Consider the following 17,307-nt stretch of genomic DNA (forward strand, 5'->3'; position numbering starts at 1 on the left):
TGCATCGTCCGGGAGACGTGATGAACAGCCCGCAGACCACCGTCGTTGATGTGGTGGTCCTCACGATGAACGACCGCCCCGCCGAGTGCCGGCGGGCGCTGGCATCGCTCCTCGCCCAGCAGGACGTCGAACTGCGGGTGGTCATCGTAGGCAACGGCGTCGAACCCGACCACGTGCCCGCCGACGCTCACGCCGTCGCCCTGCCCGTCAACGTGGGCATCCCCGAAGGCCGCAACGTCGGCGCCGACGCCCTGGGCGACCCGGGCGGCGAGTTCGTGTTCTTCCTCGACAACGACGCCGTCCTGCCCACCCCCGACATCCTGGCCCGGCTCGTCGCCGAAGCCCGATCCCACCCCGACGCCGCCTACATCCAGCCGCGCATCGCCGACCCCGACACCGGTGTCACCCTGCGCCGCTGGGTGCCTCGGCTACGCGCCGGCGACGCCACCCGGCCCGGCATCATCACCGTCATGGCCGAAGGGGTCGTCCTCGTACGCCGCGCCGACTACGAACAGGCCGGCGGCTGGCCCGGCCACTTCTTCCTCTTCCACGAAGGCATCGACCTGTCGTGGCGGCTGTGGGACCTGGGTCGCACCGGCTGGTACGCGCCCGGCATCGTCATCCACCACCCCGCCACCGACCCCGCCCGGCACGCCAGCTACTACCGGCTCGTCGCCCGCAACCGCGTCTGGCTCGCCTACCGGCGCCTGCCCGTCCTCCTCATCCCCATCTACCTGACGGTGTGGACGCTGCTCAGCCTCGCCCGGATCCGGTCGCGGACGAACCTCGCCGTCTGGGGCGCCGGCCTGTGGGAAGGACTCAAGGGCGGGCACGGGCAGCGGCAGCCGATGTCCTGGACCACCGTGCTGCGCCTGGCCCGCGCCGGCCGCCCCCCGATCGTCTGAACGTCCGCGCGGCGCCCCCGCGGCGATGCGTCGCCTGAGACCTGCGGCGGGTACCACCACCGTCAGGGCCTGCCCCAGAGCCCAAAGACGCCAGGAGACCCATGAGCAGCACACCCGACTTCACGCACCTGTACACGGCCCGTGACGAAGAGCTGATCGCGATCCTGGCGGCAGCCGATACAGTCGACATCGCCCTGCACCACCCCGCGCGCGTCAGACCACAGCCTCCGGCCCGGTCGACGGCGTCCGGCACCTGCGAGGTGCTGCTGCTGGGAGCGCTGGGGTGCCGGTACGGGATGCTCGCCGGTGGCGCCGGCGGCCACCTGATCCGTACCGCGACCACCACCGTGCTCGTCGACCCCGGCCCGGCCGCGCTGAGCATGCTGCTGCAGCTGATCGAGCAGGGCCTGTTCTCCTGGTCGGAGCTGGACGCCATCGCCGTCACCCACCTGCATCCCGACCATTACGCCGACGTGATCCCCTGCTTGGAAGGGATGGTCAGCTACTCCCCTGGCGGCCGCAAACTGCTGCTGGCCAACCCGACGGCTGCGGCGAGGTTCGCCGCGTTCTCCCCGTATCACGCGGGCGAGGGCGGGCTGGCTGAGCTGGTCACGCTCGCGCATCCCGAGACGGAAGGCCCCGGCAGGGCGTCGATCACGGTCGGCGATGTGACCCTCCATGCGGTGCCGGCGGTGCACACCGAGGAGGCCGGGCGTAGCCGTAGCGCGATCGGCCTGATCTACGAGAGCAGCGTCGGGCACATCTGGTACACCTCCGACACCAACCTCACCGAAGCGTTGCTGGGGCACGTGGCGGCGATCTGCCCGACGCCGACCATGGTGATCGCCCACGCGGACGCCTCCAACATCGACCAGGTGCCGGGCCGGGCCGAGGCATGCCATCTGGAAACGCGGGATGTGCCCGTCATCGCCGCGACCCTGCATCCTCGTCACGTGCTCATTCAGCACTACGACATCGCCTACTCCGCCACCGACTACCGCATCGCCCAGGCGGTGTTGCTGCAACGGCAGCTCGACCGAAGCAACCACCCCACGCGGGTGCTGCCCTCCGCCAGCGGCCTGCGCCTGGTCCTGACCGACACGAAGGTCATCGACTACGGAGTCGTTCTGGGCAGCGACGCGGCGTCCGCCGTCGCCGACTACCTCCGGGACCAGGCGCGCCTGTGAGCGGGCCGCCTCGTCATCGCGTCCACCGATCTTCGGCCAGCTGCTCGACCTGGTGGGCGATGTCGTGCGGGGTGCCACGCACCGCGTAGCAGCCGGTCGAGCCGGTGAGGGCGTGCACGTACCGGATGCGCTGCCGCTGGGCGTGCTCGTCTTCCAGCAGCCGCAGCGGCTGTTCTCCGGCGTCGAGGAGGCGGTCGAGCAGGTGTCCGCTGCTGTGCAGCCACGCTGTGGCCGCCGTGTGCCGGTCCACGCGCTCGAGCGCGCCGCCCTTCGCGGAAGGGTCGGTGTCGAGGGAGACGAGCACCGCCGCCGCCACCGGCACCCGGGTCGGCCCGGCGGCCGCCATGTCGCGCCGACGTAGATCGACGATGGCCGGCCCGGCTTCGGGCAGGCTCAGGTCGGGAAACCAGCGGCGGACCGCGCCGCGTCGGCCGAGGATCGCGGTGGTGCCGCCTCGTACGAAAGGGCCGCCGTCGGCGGCGACGTCGAGCAGGGTCACATCACCGGCCAGCCACTGCCAGCCGCGGGCCGCGAGCGCGAGCCCGGCCAGGGTCTTGCCCGCGCCGTGGCCACCGAGGAGCAGCACCGCGCCCTGGCCGGGCCGGTGCATCGCGACGGCGTGCACACACAAGGTGCCGGCGGCCAGGTGCAGCACATGCAGATGCGCGTTGATCACCCGGCGGGCGTCCGGCGGGGCGTCCGGGACAGCGACGCCGCGGCCCGCCAGATGCTCGCCGGGGTGCAGCAGCTCAGCGGAGGCGCCGGGCACGTGCGGTGCGATGTGCGGCCACGCCGCGATGACGTCGTCGCTGGCGGCGACAGCCAGGGTGCGTCCGGCGCTGGGCACGACCACCAGCCGCCGCGGCACGATACCCGCGTTCACTGGGCCGCCACCTGCAGCAGCTCGGCCAGCGTCTCCCACACCGGGGCGTGCGGCAGATCCCGCAGGTGGGGCACCGTCAGCCGGACGGCGGGCACGTCGGCCAGCATGTCCGCCCAGCTCGGCGTAGGCCAGGTGATCTGGCCGGGGGGCGGGCCTCCGGTCACCCCGAGCAGGTCGGTGGAGTACAGCCGCCGTCCGGGGACACTGGCTGCGCCCGCCAGCACCGCCTCCGCTTCCGCTGGGTCCAGGGCGACGGCGCGCAACGGCTGGGAGGTTTCCTCCTCAGGGGCGGGGACCACGTGCACGACGGCGCCCAGCTGGGCCGGGGGCGCCCAGTCGACGATGGCCCGGTGCTCGCCGGCGGTGAACAACACCCGGCGCCGGAGTACGCCGCCCACCCTGCGTTCCTGCTCCACCCCGCCGGAGGAGGCGGCCAGCTCCTCGGGGACGCCGACCCGGGTCGGCCACCCGGCGACGATCCCACCCATGCCGATCATCACCAGGTCGTCGGCCATGAACCGGGCGCCCAGCTCGTCGCAGGCGCGGTGCGCGAGCGTGGACTTGCCGCCCCGGCTGCCCGCCACGAACAGCACCGCCGTACCGTTCACGGTCACCGCGGAGGCGTGCAGCATCCGCCACCCGCCGTCCAGCATCCGGGAGGAGAAGAACAGCCGGGCCAGCCAATCGGGCCAGCGCCGCGACGAGTCGTCGTAGGGGACGGAGACGCGGGTGAGGCGTTGGACCCGGTCGACTTCCAGCAGTGCCGCTGCGCTTCCCGGCCGGTACAGGCCCAGCAGGCGCAGCAGCCCGTTTCCGGTGCCGGCCACGGCCAGGCGGGGCCCGCCGTGCGGGGAGGCCAGCATGGGCCGGTCGGCGAGCAGCGCGTTAACGTCCTCCGGCCGCTGGTCGAGCTCGTCGCGGTCGACGCGGATCGTCCAGTTCACGCTGGGGCCGGCGTCGCTCACCGTGCACGGCGGCACCATCACCGTGCTCACCGCCGCCACCAGGGACGGAACACCGACGACCCGCAGCCGCCACGGGTCGAGCACCAGGTCCACCGCCTGCTCCGGGGCGGAGTCCACGGTCTGCGGCGGACGTTCCGGCCCAGCCGTGTTCTGGGAGCCTTCACCGAGATCCCCGCTGGGTTCGGCCGCGAAGGCGAGCGCGCCGCTGGTCTGCGGTTTCGTCACGAAAAGCTCCTTCCCTGAAGGGCGCAAGGAGCAGGCAACGGCTACACCGGAACTCCTGTCACCTCTCGCACCCACCTCGTCACGGTCTGATCTCAGACAAGCGGGTGTCGGAGGTGGGCGACAGGGCCTCGCCGTAGTCTCGCTGTAATCCCCCAGCCGCCAAGGGACATGGCATGAGCAGCGATCAGTTTCTGATTCGTCACCCTCTGACGTACCTGCGGGCGCAGCGCGGATGGACTCTCGCCGACGTCGCTGAGCTGGTGCAACGCCGGTCAGGCCTGAACATGGCCACCCACCGCCAGAAGGTCTACCGGTGGGAGCACCACCAGGTCGTTCCCGAACTCGCCGCGCAACTCGCCATCGCCGAAGAAGTGGGGGTCGACGCTCAGACGGTGTTGAATCTCGGGTGGCCGTCGTGGTTGCTGACGGCCGACGGGACCGAACCACTGGACCAGGCGTGGACACCTGAGACGGCGAAACAGATCATGGCGGGGTGCATGAGCGCGGACGGCGACCGGCGAGGATTCCTTCTGCTGTCGGGGAACGAAACCGCTGAACTGGCCGGGGCCTGGGCCACCATCCCCACAGGAAAGATCATGCACGCTGGTGGCGGCGGCACCGTCGACGCCGAGGTGGTGACCTGGGTTGAGGATGCCATTCACCGGCTGTGGCACCTGGACGATCTCGTCGGCGGCGACTACTGCCTGCACCTCGCCCAGGCCAACCTGCAGCTGATCTCCCGGCTGCTGCACGGTGGCCGCTACCGATCAGCGGTCGAACGGCGCCTGTACGGCGCGGCTGGCGAGCTGCTGCGCTTCGCCGGCTGGTGCGCCTTCGACAGCCACAGGCACGCCGCCGCGGCACGGTACTGGCACGCCGGGCTGCGCACCTCCGCCGCCGGAGGCGACACCTTGACCGGCGCCTACATCCTGTCGCTCATGGCGATGCAGCACACCTATGCCGGAGACGGCCGCGCCGCGATCAACCTGCTGCACACCGCCCGCGAACGCATCGGCTCCGGGGCGCCCCGCACGGTGCATGCCATGCTCGACGCGTGGCAGGTCCGTGCCCATGCCGTCGTCGGTGAGGCCCGCCAAGCCGTCGAGGTGTTGTTTCGCGCCGACGACCACTGGGGGCGCCGCGACCCGGACGACGACCCGCCGTGGATCTACTGGATGCGCCAGCCGTCCCACACGATCGAGGTTGGCGCGGGCTTCGTAGAGCTCGGCCGCCCCGACATCGCGGTGCGCCTCCTCGAAGACGGCATGGCGGAGCGCGGCATCGACTACACCCGTGACACTGTGCTCGGCCTGACCGCCATCGCCGACGCGCAGCTCGGCCAGCACGACGTGGACGGCGCCTTGGAGACCGCGCGCCGCGCTGTCGACCTCGTCACCGACGTCGAGTCCAGCCGCGTCGTCGACCAGCTCAACGCCTTCGCCCAGCGGCTGCCCGCCGAGGAGGCGCAGGTGCAGGAGTTTCGTGCCTGCCTGGACGGGTTGTCTTCGCCCAGCTGAGGTTCTAACGGTTCCGGCGGGCGGGCCGTCCGGGGTGCGGCACGACGTCGTAGTCCACGCCGGGCAGCGTCACGATGTCGGAGGATTCCACCCACCGGTGCGTCACCATGTAGGCCGGGTCGGTGCCGGGCACCTCGCGCGTGTCCGGGATCGCCAGTTCCCCCCACCAGATGACCGCGTCCCCGACTGTTTTGCGCCAGCGCAGCAGGAACGCCAGCTCCTGCCCCTTGTGCAGCACCATCGGCGGCATCCGCAGAGGCTCGACCTCGTCCATACCGCACAGCGTAACTCGAACATCTGATCGAGGCGTGAGGCTCGCTGTGGCCTGCCACCCGGTGGGCGCGGATCTACTGCTCGTCTTTCAGCTGCAGCAGCCTGGCCGCGAACACCTCCTCGGCGCGGGCGACGTCGGCCCGCGCCTGGGCCAGTGCGGGCGACACGCCGAATCCGGGCGGGCTGTCGCCCTCCACGTCGGCCAGGTGCGCCTGCGCGGCCTGCATCTGCATCCTCAGCAGCGACAGCCCGCCGTCGTGCCACCACAGCGGCGCTTCCTCGCCGGCCAGGAGCGCGCCGCCCACGGCGAGCGGGTCACCGGACACCGCCCGGATCTGCGCCGCCTGCTCGTACGGAATCGCCGCGTCCGGTTGGAGGTCCTCCAGCACCACCAGCTCCTTGGACGCCCGGGCGAACAGGTTGGTCAGCTGCGCCAGGTCATCGGAGTCGCGGCCCAGCCGCGGACGGTCAACGATGAGAACCCGGTCGACGACGCCTGCGGCCACCAGCGCTTCGAGCGCCTCCCGGCCCGGACCGACCGCGCCCACGTCGGAGCATTCGGCCACCACCGTGCCGCCGGCTTGGCGCGCGTAGTCGCGCAGGCCCGACATCTGCGCCGCCACGTGGTTGTGGGTGGCGGCCCGCCCGTACAGCACCCAGCGCGGCACCACGGACCCTGTTGCTTGCCCCGTCATGACCTTCACCCTCTTTCGTGGTCTTCGGTGTGGTGTTCTCGGCCGACGCGACCGGCGCAGCAGCCTGCGGCGCGGTCCCCGAGGAGGGCGATCATAGCCCCGGCCTGACCGTCGCTGACTCCGCGGAAGGTGCGGCCGTTGTCCTCGGCGGTGGCTGTCCACGTTCCGGTGTCGGCGCGGACCAGCGTGATCTCCGGCAGGGTGAACGCGACGTAGGGCCCGCCGAGCCCGAAGCTGATCTCGACCCGCGCGGCCGGTGCGGGCGAGCCTCTCAGGCTGTCCGCCGCACCAGGCGGACCGGCGCCCAGCGGCTCACGGCCCTGGTCGGCGGGGACATGAGCGGGTCGATCGTTCACCCTCCGATCTTCCTGTGTTGATCTTCACCTGTCCGGGATTTCCACGCCTCTCCGGCCACACGATCCCATCGGGCCCGGCAGGCGGAGCAGGCCGGGTGAAAGACCGCGTGGAAGGCTCTGAGCCTGCGCAGGACGCAGCATCACCGCCGGGGAAGGGGTCGGTGAAGGGGGGTGGCGGCGGGGCTGAGCGGCTCGCCGCCCCACACAAAAATCCCGCCCCCCTTGCTGGCCAGGGAGGCGGGACGGTTCGTTGCGCGGTGGCACGTTGCTACCTCACCCGGCCCGGTTCATCAGGTTGCTGAACTGGGCCTGGACCAAAAGCAGCGACGCCTTGGTCTCCTCCAGGGAGGAGCTGAGCAGGGTGGAGTGCTCGGTGGTGGAGTCCTGCAGGGCGCGGAACCTCTTGAGGAGGTTGGCGACAGCGGCTTCGGAATGGCCCTCGCGCTGGGCGGCCGCGATGTCGAGGGCGAGCTTGTCGAGGTCCTCCCGGGCTTTCGTGGTAAACGCGGCGATGATCATCTCTCGCATCTCCTTCTGGTCCGGGAGGGGAACGCGGGCCAGGTGACTGCCGGCCCCGAACCGCTGGGTCAGCTCGCGCAGCGCGGCGAGGGGCCCGACCTGGGAGCGGTGGACGAAGTACACGCCGCCGCTGGCGCGGACCCTCACCGGGTTCAGCGCCTCGACGTAGGTGCGGACCACGGAGCGGAGCCGGTCGCTGGTGTAGAAGCGGCACTTCCGCTGGTAGGTGTCCTCGATGTCGGCCAGCATTTTCTGCACCTTCGCCTGCTCGTCTGCGCCCAGCTCGCCGATCGCGTCGTGGGCTGGTGTCACTTGCAGGACGCCGACGCCGGGCCGGCCGCTGCCCAGCGGGTCACGCCAGAACTCGATCTCCGCGAGCTTCGTGTTGTAGGACAGGCGGGTGCGTCCCTCATCGCGGACTTCACGGACCAGGTGGCGCGTCACCTTCAGGTTGTCCCGGCTGACGTGGCGGACCATCAGGGTCACCTCGGTGACCTTCTCCCCCGGCGTGCGGCGCCGCCGGGGGGTGGCGGTGTCGCTGAGCCGGTAGGTGGAGCGAACTCCGGCCTTGCCGGTGACTTGCTCGTAGGCGTCGACCTGCCGGATCGGTGGCGGCAAGAACTTGGAGTCCAAGCCGAGCTCCAGGAACCAACGGTGCAGGTCGTCGAAGGTGACGCGGCCGTCGAAGACGGCGTAGAAGAGGAGGTATCCGAGGATCGGCGTATCCCCCTGCTCCATCGTGGCGGCGTACGCGCCGAACCCTTCGAGAGCCTCTCTCGCGCCGGCCTGGTGCGTGGCGGGTGCCAGGGATGCGGCGGGGGTGGGGGTAGGGGTCTGGCTGGTCATGGTGGTGGTCGCCTCTCATGCTCGTGGAAGCCAAAGCACTTACTTATATCAATATCATATCTTACTATGCTTTTGATATGTCGTGGTTTTCTGTTTGTTGCCGATCGCCTACGGCATGAAGTGCGTGATGCCGGGGATGGCGTCGATAGCACGGCCCGCGGCCTGCGCCTGCTCGCCGGTCGCCATCAGCTCGTGGTCAGGCGCTCCGAGCGCCTCCCGCAGGTCATCCAGCGTGCAGCCACACATCTGCCACGACTGGTGAACCTGCATGCCGCCGGAGGTCATCGTGGTGATGCTCAAAACGCCGGGGGTGTGCTCGGAGTGCGGGTCGATTCCTTCGGAGGGAGGTGGGGAAGCCATACCGGTTCTCCTGACGGATGGGGCGCTGATCACTGGCGGGTCAGATGAGGCGGAACATGTCGGCGCTGGCGTCGAGGTCGGTCAGGTCGGTGACGGTGCGCACGGAGTCGCACAGCTCCTCCAGGGCGGGGCCGGGGCTGCTGGTGACGGTGACGCCGAACACCCGGTGGTCCAAGATGGCCTTGCGCTTGCGCCACTCCCCCATCCACTCACCGGTCACGCGACACTCACCGTCGGTGATCATCACGATGTCTCCGTGCCGCACCCCGGCACTGTCGTACTGCTCCTGCAGCACGTCCGCCGCCGCGTCCAGCGGGGCCTGGAAGTTCGTGCCGCCCGCGAAGAAGTGTTCGGCGAACTCCAGCACCTGTCCGATGTCGGCGCGGCCCTGGGGGAATCGGAACACCCGCACCTGGGTCTCGCTGGAGAACAGGATGCCGATGAACGTCCGGCGGGAGGCGCGGGCCTGATCCAGCAGGGCCAGGGCGAGCGCCTTCGCCCACGCCTCCCGGGTGATGCCGTTGCCGTCGGCCTGCGTCATGGAGGAGGAGCAGTCGACGCAGGCGATGATGGCGCCCGCCCCGGCCGAGTCCTCGCCGTGCGTCTCGTACGTCATCAGTCGGCCCTCGGCCAGGCGGGCGGCGAAGTCGGCGCGCAGCGCGGGCACCGCCAGCGCCACCAGCTCCGAGGGGACGAGCCGCGACAGGTCGTCTCCCATGGTGACGCCGATCAGCTCGCCGGGGGCGCCGCGCACCCTGCGGGCGCGCTCCCCCTTGGCCATGGCCCGCAGTCGGCCGATCAGCGATGCGAACTTCGCCAGCCGGCCACCGGCCAGCCGCTGCGCGAGCTGCTGGCGCTCCTCGAAGCTCATCCGCTGCAGGTCGCCGGGCTGCACCCCCCACCCGGCCATCAGCTCCGCCTCCTCCCGGGCCTGCTGCTCGGCCTCGGCGGCGGCGGCACGGGCCGCCGCGTGGATGCGGGGGGCGGCGTCGGTGAGCGCCGACCGGGCGGCCTGGTCGGCCTGCTGGGCGGCCTGCTCGGCGGCTTCGGCAGCCGCGATCGCGTCTGCCACCTGCGCTTCGGCGTCCTCGGGGACCTGACCGTCCTCGCCAGCTGCCTGCTCGGCCGCTTCGAGCGCCGCCTGCACGGCGCGGGCGGCGTGCTCGGCTTCCTGCTGGGCGTCAGCCGCGGCCTGGGCCGCCTGCTGCGCGTCCCGGGTCTGGTCGAGCATGGAGCGCAGCGCGGCCCGCTGCGCCAGCACGGCCATCGCCGCGGCGTAGGGGTCGCCGACGGTGTGATCGCGCAGCGCCGTGAAGTCGGCGGCGTTCAGCAGCGCCTCCACCACCTGGTGGTTCAGCAGTCTGGAACGGTCCATTTCGTGGCGTGGATGCAGCTCCGGCACCGCCTTGTAGGCGGTGGTCCACACGTCGCGCAGCAGGTCGTCGGTGTAGTCGTGCACGTCGGCCAGGTCGTAGGCCAGCTCCCGCAGGGCGGGCGCCTGGTCCCAGGTGTCGCGCCAGGCCAGCTCGTCGAAACGGTCGTTTTTGACGGTGTTGATGTGCGGGGCGGGCGGGGCGGTCAGGCCGAGCCAGCGCCCGGCCTTGGTCGCGAGGTCCTTCAGCGCGGTCAACGGCTTGCGCTTGATCATGTCGTGTCTCCGTTCAGATGTTGATCATGGAGGGGTCCATGCCGAGCACCTCGACCAGCACCCGGCCGTGCACGGCGCGGCGCTTGGCGTTGACCTCCTCGATCTGCGTCGTGGACCGGCCCGCCGCCCGCGACTCCGCGATCATCTCCTCCAGTCGCCTGCCCGCCGCGGGCAGCTTCTTCGTCGCCTCCTTGACCGCCCACTCGTCCAGCGCCTCGCGCGACTTGCCCTTGAGCGCGTCCAGCTCGGCCTCCAGCGCCACGATGCCGTCCAGCAGCTTCAGCGCCTCACGAGCATCGGGGTTGACCATCGTCAGCACCTCCTGCTTCACGGTGGGCAGCTCCTCCGGGGAGCTCCACAGCACGTGCGTGAGCACCTGCAGGTCGTTGACGTTGATGGCGGGGCGGCCGTCGAGGAAGGCGCACGCCTGCAGCAGACGCACCGACTGCCGCCAGCGGCGGTCGGAGACGATGATCCCGGCCTGGCGCAGCGAGGCGCGCAGCGTGCACAGGGCGTCCACGACGGAGTCGGGGACGCCGATGCCAGGCACGTGGCGCTGCACGGCGGCCTGCAGGTCGTCCAGCGACACCGTGGTCGGCGCGGCCGTCGAGGCCGACACGAAGGCCGAGCGGACCAGCTTCGCGAAGTTGCTCGGGTCCTCCAGGTAGTCGACCTGGATGCGGACCAGCAGCCGGTCGTACACCGCGGCGCTCTCCTCACCAGACGGCAACTCGTTGCTGGCGGTGATCGCGCTGATGAGGGGGCAGACGATCGGGGAGCCACCGTTCTCCGGGTGGTACAAACGCTCGTTCAGCAGTCCCAAGAGTTCGTTGAGGGCGCCGGATCCACACTTGAAGATCTCGTCGATGAATCCGATGTGGGCCGTCGTCGCACGGCCGTCCCACACCTGCGTGTAGGTGCCCTGCATCAACGCCGCGACGTCGATCGGACCGAACATCTTCTTCGGATCGCTGTACTTGCTGAGCAGGATCTCCCACAGCTGGGCGCCGGTGATGCGGCTGGTCAGGTCGCGAGCCAGCTCGCTCTTGGCCGTTCCGGGCGGGCCGAGCAGCAGGCTGTGCTGGCCGGCCAGCATGGCCGCCACCAGCGGCTGCACCACCGCGGATCGCTCCATGTAGCGGTCGGACAGCTCGTCGACGATCGCGCGCAGTCGCGCGGCCGTGACGCTGCCGTCTCCCGGGTCCGCCTGGCCCGGCGTCGGCTGTAGCGCTGTGGTGGTCATCGCCCCTCCTGGGTGGTCTGGAAAGCCCTGACTGACTTTCGCTTATATCTTTACCATAGGACATTACGTATTCGATAGTATCGAGATTCGAGAAAAAGGCCCGCTTGTTTTCATCCGGCAAGGCCACCAGCCGAATCACGCAGGCCCGAGCCTCGGACGAGGCCGCGTGCGCGGCACCTGGCGGCGCACTACGCGATGCCCTCCGAAGGGCGGACGTTGATCTCGTCCCCACGTACCTCGAGGACCGCGCCGACCGGCAGCGACTCGGCGAGGGTGATCAGGTAGTCCGCCTCAGCGGCGACCTCCTCCTCGATGCCAGGGAAGCCGTACGCGTCGATCATCGCCTTGATGTACTCGTCGCGCGTCATGACGACCTCGCTCACCATGGCGGTGGTCGTCGCCCGGGCGGTGACGAATCCCGCGAAGGATCGGGCACAGCCACAGCCGCCGTCGGGGTTGACCTCGGGGGTGCTGTCCCGCGCACAGACGGAGGCGAGACGAACGAGTTCACCTTCCTCGCCGCAGTGAAAGTCGTTGGCCCGGTGGCCCTGGGTGCGGGTCGTCGCGATGAGCAGCTTCATGCGTCCTCCTCGGGAGTGAATATATCAATATCATAACATCTTATGCATCTGATATGAATATGAGGGTGGTTGATTTCCGCCCTAAAACTCCCTACCGCACCATCGCGTGGGATCGCCGAGACCAGGCCGCACTACCCGCCGCCAACTGCTCGTCAGGGGATGGAGAACAAGCCGAGCTCGATCAGCTGGCGGCGCACCCAGCGACGCCCGCCCCGCCCCGCCAGCGCTGTGCGGTGGCAACGTCCCGTACGTCTACGGTATTCAGCTGGCCTTCACCAGCGGCGAGCGGCCACGTGATCCCCGCCCTTCCGGCCCTCCACGATCTCCGCGATGTCGTCACAGCCATCACGGCCGCTGTTCCCAAACGGCCGTTTCCGACTCAGGCCGGGAGCCCCCGCCCAAACGTGGCCAGCCACTCGGTGCGGGCGCACCGCAGCAGCGCCTGCCTGCCGGTCCCTGGTTGGCCGACGTCGAAGCATTCAACGTGCAGAACTCCACCACTCTCCCCCTCGACGTAGGCACGCAGCTGGGCAAGCTCGGCGCGGGCGTACAGGGCCCAACGAAGCGGTGCGTCGTTCAACACTAGTTCTCCTGGTCAGGTGCGGGATCATGAGGCTAGGGCGGCGGACGTCGAGCAAAAGGGGCGCTGACCACAGGACGACACCACGCATAGCGTTGTGCCGCCACCGGGTATGGGCGGCCATGCTGGCGCACACCTCCCCCCGAAGTCCATAAGTCCTGACGGTTACCCTGCTCACCGGGTCTCGCGCCCGGCGGGTAGGGCCTCCGGCAGGGGCATTAGGTCATTACGGAGAAGAGTCGCATGGCGGAGATCAATAGGCCCAAGTTCGCGGTCAAGAAGATCGAGGAACTTGTCGAGGGCGACGAGGTCGTTCTGTGGTCCGGTCCTTCCTCTGGCGAGGTGGCTGTGCTCGTGAAGGAGATCCACATCTATGAAGACCTCGGCCTGGTCGGGATCGTCGCTGAGGAGTTTGAGTGGGGGCAGGTGACTGCACCGATCGGCACGCTCGTGGTGATGGGCATGGGCTGGTAGCCAACGAGCTGCTCAGGTGGCTCGGCAGGCCACCACGGGACCGTCGCGACTGGATTACAGGCCCACGCCGCGCATGGCGTTGTCGCGCCAGCGGTCGACGGCGCGGATGTAGCGCAGCAGCACGGGCGAGGTCGGCGACCAGCGGCCGTGCTTGGCGATGATCGAGACGGGGACGCGAGCGGCGTAGGCGACGGTGGCGCCGCCAGCGCGGAGACTGTGCGCGGTGTACTCCTGGGCGCGTGGGACGCCGGCCCGGATGGCGCAGGAGCGGACGATCTCGTTGATGGCGTCGCCGCCGATGGATCGGCCGATGGTGTCGTGGACGTACAGGCGGCGCAGCAGGCGGCCGTCGTGGTGGCCAGCCTCGTCGAGAAGGCGGGTCCAGGCCAGCCAGGCGTCGACCGGGTCAGTGAGCGGATAGTCTCCCCGCGGGACGGCGATGATCTCGCCGACGCTGTTCTTGTCGGTCTTGCTGGTGCGGAACGCCACCTCCAGGCCGTCGTCAGTCTGGGTGACGTCGGCGCGGGTGAGCGCGACCAGTTCGGAGCGGCGGCCCATGAGGGCCAGGCCGAGGACCAGGACGAGCCGGTCGCGGATACCAGCCACAGTGTTCTGGGGGCAGGCGTCGACCATGGCGCGCAGGACGGGAATGGTGACGGGCGGCGCCTCCTTCTGGTGGCGTTGCCCGTTCTCGGCGAGGTGGCGGCGGTGCTGGCGCAGGACCTTCAGGGCGGCGCGACCGTGCGGCTGGCCTTCATGTCCGGCGGCGGTGTGGCAGCTGCGGATCGCGCCCATCGCCTGTTCGATGCTGCCCGGGGCGTAGCCGGCGTCGGCGAGGTACGTCACGTAGTCGGTGAAGGTCTGCGCGGTCGCTAGCAGCGGCACCCGGCCGCCGTTCGCGGCGCACCAGGCAGTGAAGTCGCGCCACTGGCGGGTGTAGGCGCGGCGGGTGTTAGCCGGGACGCTGTCGGCGAGCCGCACACGCGTGCTGTCCGAGATCGTGAAGTCCGCATCCGTGTAGGTGGGTTGCGGCTGCGTGAGTGGGGTGCCCGCCTGGTCGGGTATGGCGAGTTCCATCCCATCCCTCCCCGACTGCTTGAGTACCCGTGATAAGCCACCTTATCGCGGGTATCAAGAGAGGGTCAGGCGAACGACTCACGTACCAAGACGACACCAATAACAGGGCGCGACTGCACCTACATATAGGGGCCCGCGACGAGGCCCGCCCGATACGGCCCGTCCTGCGACTTCGCCGCGCCCTTGTCTTGCGTGCCCGGTTCGGCTCCACTCTTTCGAGCGCGCCCGCCCTCAGAACACCGGCCGGAGGCCGAGACCGAGGAGCGGATCCGCCGCGCAGGCGAGCTGGTGAGCACCTGGCGGCCGGACCGCCCCGCTTCGAGTTCGCGCGGGAGCGGGAGCCCTCCGAGTGCCACCTGTCGGCGCCGGTCCGTAGGCTGTAGGCCTCTGCATCCGGACAGAAGGTACCTCGTGGACACCGAGCCGCGCTCCCTGGCCGAGCAGCAGCAGGCCCTCGTCGCCCAGCTGCGCGAGGCTGGCTACGACGCCGAACCGACACCCCCCGGCGAGACAGCGGCCGACGCCATCCTGCGCGCCGTGGAGAACGGCGACGTCGCGGCCATCATCACCCGGCGGGACATCGACACCTGAAATTGGCCGCGCCAGCCTACCCGGCCTTGAGCAGCAGGACGGCCTGCATTTTGGTGAGGACCTCAGTCATGACGCCAATGAGCCCATCTGCTGAGGCGTTCTCGGCGCCCAGCGTGGCCAGGGAGACAGTGAGGGGCATCATCTGCAGCTCGAAGGCGTCGTTCGCGTGGTTCGGCTCCCCGTGGCAGTCGTCCATGGCCGCACCCCACTCGGCGCTTTTAGTGACGGTGGCGAGCTCGTCGGCTACAGCCGACAAGGCGCGAGACACGGCCTTCGGACTACCGGCGTTGTCGATGAACGCGGCCTCGATCTTGCTTTTGAACGGGGCGGCCAGCTGGATCGCGGCGGCGCACGGCAGCTCGGAGCGCGAGGCCCACGTTACTTCGTGTGTGCCGTCGGTCAGCCGCGGGTCCTCGGGGGTCGCCTCGAACTCGGCCCACTGGCCACGGTCGCGGCCTTCGCACACGCCGCGCTCGGTCAGCACCTGCTCGTACCTGCAGGCGTACGTCTCGGAGGGGCGTGGCGTGGGCGCTGGGGCGGCCTCGGGTGTCGAGGAGCACGCGGCCAAGACCAGGATCAGGGTGGCCGCGGTGGCGGTGGGCAGGGTCTTCACGGGGGAGGTTCCTTCCTGACCGTGCGGGGCCGTTGCCGGCGGCCCACGCAGCAGCCATACGGGTAACGGTATGCATGCGGACAGTGACTGCACAGTCGGCGACGGTAGCGGGGCCGGGAGGCCACGCGTGCGATATCCGGTCACATCACGCTCTGGCCTCAAGGCCAGCGAAGCGTTGAACGGGCGTTAGCGCCCCGGATCCAATGGGAGAGTGCGAATCCATCGGACGTGGGGCAAGACGGTAACGGTAGTCGTCGCCGCGGTAGTCGCCGCCGCAGTGGGCGTGACAAGCCTGGTGTGGCTGGCGGCCGGGGCGCCAGGTCCCGACGGGCTGCGGTGGACGCTCGGCACGCTGCTCGCCGTGGCGGTGACCGCCGCGGCAATGGCCATACTGCTCGGGCCGGTCGCCCGCCGGATGGCCGGCGAGCCTCGCTCGCTGACCGCCCGCGACCGCAAACGGCTGTCGGTGAAGGACCGGATCGACGCGGTCAACAACGCGCGGGCCACGCTGCTGCAAGCAGCGACCGGGCTCGTCGTCGTCGGCGGCCTGGTCTTCACCGGTGCAGGTCTCGTCTACACCGCTCGCACGTTGGACGTGTCCGCCCGGACGTTGGACGCCACCCGCGAAGGCCAGGTCACCGACCGTTACACGAAAGCCGTCGATCAGCTTGGCTCAAAAACGATCGACGTCCGGCTGGGCGGCGTTTACGCGCTCGAACGCCTCGCCGTGGACTCAATTCGCGACAAGCCCACCATCGTCAATGTCCTTATCTCCTTCGTGCGGGTCCATGCTCAGCCCCCGAAATCCCAGGTGGTCAAGGGGCAGACTCTCGTGGATGTGGCCGCAGCAATCGCTGTGATCGCCCGCTTGGAGCCCGACGCCGAGGATTCATTCGGTTTCGATTTCGGGATCGCCGCCGACTTCCACGTCGCTGATCTGGCCAACGCGAACCTGACCGAAGCGAAACTGACCAAGGCGAACCTGACCGAAGCGAAACTGACCAAAGCGAAACTGACCTATGCGGACCTGACCGGCGCAGACCTGACCGGCGCGGACCTGACCGGCGCGAAACTGATCAACGCGGATCTGACTAAAGCGACCCTGACCGAAGCGAAACTAACCAACGCGGACCTGACCCGCGCGACCCTAACCCGCGCAGACCTGAGCCGCGTGCACCTGAATCACGCGAACCTGACCGGCGCGATCCTGACCGGCGCGAAATTTACCGACGCGATCCTGACCCGCGCGACCCTAACCCACGCGGACCTGACCGGCGCGAATCTAACCGGCGCGCAACTGCCAAGCATGAACATGCGCGATGCTGACCTGAGCGAAGCGGACCTGACCGGCGCGAATTTAACCGGCACAGACCTGACCAACGCGAACCTGCGCCGCGCGGAGCTGACCGACGCAGACCTGACCGACGCGAATCTGACCAAGGCAGACCTGGTGGGTGCGAAACCGCTCAATGCGGGGCTGATCCGTGCGGACCTGACCGGCGCGGACCTGACCGAAGCGAATCTGACCAAGGCAGACCTAACGGGTGCGAACTTGACCCGCGCGCACTTGGGCGGCGCGATCCTGATCGGTGCGAACCTGACCGGCATCAAGGGGATGACCCGAGCCCAGGTCAAAGCCGTAGCGGTAACAGACGCAACAACGAGGTTCAGCTGATGTGATCGCGAGCCCCGTGCTGGGGCGAGACTGCTTGGCTTCTGCTCGCTTGAGTTCGCTGCCCACTACCGCCAGTCCATCCGCCATGTGTCGG

19 protein-coding genes are annotated in these 17,307 nt (G+C 69.7%); 6 read left to right on the plus strand and 13 right to left on the minus strand.

Annotation, left to right across the window (positions count from 1 at the left end):
• Positions 1–20: 20 nt before the first annotated feature.
• The gene (locus AB0F88_RS16940; protein ID WP_362683920.1) at positions 21–905 is read left to right on the plus strand and encodes a glycosyltransferase; all 885 of its coding nucleotides are present in this window, start codon (positions 21–23) and stop codon (positions 903–905) included.
• Positions 906–1,006: 101 nt separating this feature from the next.
• Positions 1,007–2,092 carry an MBL fold metallo-hydrolase gene (locus AB0F88_RS16945; RefSeq protein ID WP_362683923.1) on the plus strand — a complete coding sequence of 362 codons (1,086 nt, stop codon included), beginning with the start codon at positions 1,007–1,009 and terminating at the stop codon, positions 2,090–2,092.
• A gap of 13 nt (positions 2,093–2,105) precedes the next feature.
• On the opposite strand, the gene AB0F88_RS16950 is transcribed toward AB0F88_RS16945, so the two are convergent.
• Both AB0F88_RS16950 and AB0F88_RS16955 read right to left on the minus strand, forming a co-directional pair.
• Positions 2,106–2,975, minus strand: a complete 870-nt coding sequence (locus AB0F88_RS16950) for a hypothetical protein (RefSeq protein WP_362683926.1) — start codon at positions 2,973–2,975, stop codon at positions 2,106–2,108.
• A complete protein-coding gene (locus AB0F88_RS16955) occupies positions 2,972–4,165 on the minus strand; it encodes a hypothetical protein (RefSeq protein WP_362683929.1) in 1,194 nt (397 codons plus the stop codon). Before AB0F88_RS16955 ends, AB0F88_RS16950 begins: the two co-directional genes overlap by 4 nt.
• Positions 4,166–4,338: 173 nt before the next feature.
• On the opposite strand from AB0F88_RS16955, the gene AB0F88_RS16960 reads away from it, so the two are divergent.
• Positions 4,339–5,682 (plus strand): hypothetical protein, encoded by a 1,344-nt coding sequence (locus AB0F88_RS16960; protein ID WP_362683932.1) that lies wholly within the window; start codon positions 4,339–4,341, stop codon positions 5,680–5,682.
• Between the two features lie 4 nt (positions 5,683–5,686).
• Here AB0F88_RS16960 and AB0F88_RS16965 read toward each other — a convergent pair whose 3' ends face one another.
• From AB0F88_RS16965 to AB0F88_RS17005, 9 genes are all read right to left on the minus strand, one after another.
• Positions 5,687–5,956 (minus strand): hypothetical protein, encoded by a 270-nt coding sequence (locus AB0F88_RS16965; RefSeq protein WP_362683935.1) that lies wholly within the window; start codon positions 5,954–5,956, stop codon positions 5,687–5,689.
• A 73-nt stretch (positions 5,957–6,029) separates the two neighbouring features.
• A complete protein-coding gene (locus AB0F88_RS16970) occupies positions 6,030–6,650 on the minus strand; it encodes a recombinase family protein (RefSeq protein WP_362683938.1) in 621 nt (206 codons plus the stop codon).
• Positions 6,651–6,655: 5 nt separating this feature from the next.
• On the minus strand, positions 6,656–7,006 hold the full coding sequence (locus AB0F88_RS16975; RefSeq protein WP_362683941.1) for a hypothetical protein: 351 nt from the start codon (positions 7,004–7,006) through the stop codon (positions 6,656–6,658).
• 273 nt (positions 7,007–7,279) lie between these two features.
• The gene (locus AB0F88_RS16980) at positions 7,280–8,371 is read right to left on the minus strand and encodes a DUF6744 family protein (RefSeq protein WP_362683944.1); all 1,092 of its coding nucleotides are present in this window, start codon (positions 8,369–8,371) and stop codon (positions 7,280–7,282) included.
• 108 nt (positions 8,372–8,479) lie between these two features.
• Positions 8,480–8,731 carry a hypothetical protein gene (locus AB0F88_RS16985; protein ID WP_362683947.1) on the minus strand — a complete coding sequence of 84 codons (252 nt, stop codon included), beginning with the start codon at positions 8,729–8,731 and terminating at the stop codon, positions 8,480–8,482.
• A gap of 40 nt (positions 8,732–8,771) precedes the next feature.
• On the minus strand, positions 8,772–10,379 hold the full coding sequence (locus tag AB0F88_RS16990) for a VWA domain-containing protein (protein WP_362683950.1): 1,608 nt from the start codon (positions 10,377–10,379) through the stop codon (positions 8,772–8,774).
• A 13-nt stretch (positions 10,380–10,392) separates the two neighbouring features.
• Positions 10,393–11,622 carry an AAA family ATPase gene (locus AB0F88_RS16995; protein WP_362683953.1) on the minus strand — a complete coding sequence of 410 codons (1,230 nt, stop codon included), beginning with the start codon at positions 11,620–11,622 and terminating at the stop codon, positions 10,393–10,395.
• A gap of 188 nt (positions 11,623–11,810) precedes the next feature.
• A complete protein-coding gene (locus AB0F88_RS17000) occupies positions 11,811–12,203 on the minus strand; it encodes a hypothetical protein (RefSeq protein ID WP_362683956.1) in 393 nt (130 codons plus the stop codon).
• A gap of 379 nt (positions 12,204–12,582) precedes the next feature.
• Positions 12,583–12,786, minus strand: a complete 204-nt coding sequence (locus AB0F88_RS17005) for a hypothetical protein (RefSeq protein ID WP_362683959.1) — start codon at positions 12,784–12,786, stop codon at positions 12,583–12,585.
• Between the two features lie 240 nt (positions 12,787–13,026).
• Between AB0F88_RS17005 and AB0F88_RS17010 the strand changes: the two genes are divergently transcribed.
• Positions 13,027–13,257, plus strand: coding sequence for a hypothetical protein (locus AB0F88_RS17010; protein WP_362683962.1), 231 nt, complete (start codon positions 13,027–13,029; stop codon positions 13,255–13,257).
• A 54-nt stretch (positions 13,258–13,311) separates the two neighbouring features.
• On the opposite strand, the gene AB0F88_RS17015 is transcribed toward AB0F88_RS17010, so the two are convergent.
• Complete coding sequence (locus AB0F88_RS17015; RefSeq protein WP_362683965.1) at positions 13,312–14,334, minus strand: tyrosine-type recombinase/integrase; 1,023 nt, start codon at positions 14,332–14,334, stop codon at positions 13,312–13,314.
• Positions 14,335–14,745: 411 nt separating this feature from the next.
• On the opposite strand from AB0F88_RS17015, the gene AB0F88_RS17020 reads away from it, so the two are divergent.
• Positions 14,746–14,925 (plus strand): hypothetical protein, encoded by a 180-nt coding sequence (locus AB0F88_RS17020; protein WP_362683968.1) that lies wholly within the window; start codon positions 14,746–14,748, stop codon positions 14,923–14,925.
• Positions 14,926–14,941: 16 nt separating this feature from the next.
• Here the strand turns inward: AB0F88_RS17020 and AB0F88_RS17025 are convergent, their stop codons facing one another.
• Complete coding sequence (locus tag AB0F88_RS17025) at positions 14,942–15,538, minus strand: hypothetical protein (protein WP_362683971.1); 597 nt, start codon at positions 15,536–15,538, stop codon at positions 14,942–14,944.
• A 211-nt stretch (positions 15,539–15,749) separates the two neighbouring features.
• Between AB0F88_RS17025 and AB0F88_RS17030 the strand changes: the two genes are divergently transcribed.
• A complete protein-coding gene (locus AB0F88_RS17030) occupies positions 15,750–17,213 on the plus strand; it encodes a pentapeptide repeat-containing protein (protein WP_362683974.1) in 1,464 nt (487 codons plus the stop codon).
• Positions 17,214–17,307 lie beyond the last annotated feature (94 nt).

The organism is Streptosporangium sp. NPDC023963 (genome assembly GCF_040639135.1).
Taxonomy (GTDB): domain Bacteria; phylum Actinomycetota; class Actinomycetes; order Streptosporangiales; family Streptosporangiaceae; genus Streptosporangium.

Excerpts from the sequence above, each read along its gene's own strand:
- AB0F88_RS16940 (WP_362683920.1), top strand. The coding sequence starts at position 21 with ATGAACAGCCCGCAGACCACCGTCGTTGATGTGGTGGTCCTCACGATG.
- AB0F88_RS16945 (WP_362683923.1), top strand. The coding sequence starts at position 1,007 with ATGAGCAGCACACCCGACTTCACGCACCTGTACACGGCCCGTGACGAA.
- AB0F88_RS16960 (WP_362683932.1), top strand. The coding sequence starts at position 4,339 with ATGAGCAGCGATCAGTTTCTGATTCGTCACCCTCTGACGTACCTGCGG.
- AB0F88_RS16965 (WP_362683935.1), bottom strand. The coding sequence starts at position 5,956 with ATGGACGAGGTCGAGCCTCTGCGGATGCCGCCGATGGTGCTGCACAAG.
- AB0F88_RS16970 (WP_362683938.1), bottom strand. The coding sequence starts at position 6,650 with ATGACGGGGCAAGCAACAGGGTCCGTGGTGCCGCGCTGGGTGCTGTAC.
- AB0F88_RS16980 (WP_362683944.1), bottom strand. The coding sequence starts at position 8,371 with ATGACCAGCCAGACCCCTACCCCCACCCCCGCCGCATCCCTGGCACCC.
- AB0F88_RS16985 (WP_362683947.1), bottom strand. The coding sequence starts at position 8,731 with ATGGCTTCCCCACCTCCCTCCGAAGGAATCGACCCGCACTCCGAGCAC.
- AB0F88_RS16990 (WP_362683950.1), bottom strand. The coding sequence starts at position 10,379 with ATGATCAAGCGCAAGCCGTTGACCGCGCTGAAGGACCTCGCGACCAAG.
- AB0F88_RS16995 (WP_362683953.1), bottom strand. The coding sequence starts at position 11,622 with ATGACCACCACAGCGCTACAGCCGACGCCGGGCCAGGCGGACCCGGGA.
- AB0F88_RS17000 (WP_362683956.1), bottom strand. The coding sequence starts at position 12,203 with ATGAAGCTGCTCATCGCGACGACCCGCACCCAGGGCCACCGGGCCAAC.
- AB0F88_RS17010 (WP_362683962.1), top strand. The coding sequence starts at position 13,027 with ATGGCGGAGATCAATAGGCCCAAGTTCGCGGTCAAGAAGATCGAGGAA.
- AB0F88_RS17015 (WP_362683965.1), bottom strand. The coding sequence starts at position 14,334 with ATGGAACTCGCCATACCCGACCAGGCGGGCACCCCACTCACGCAGCCG.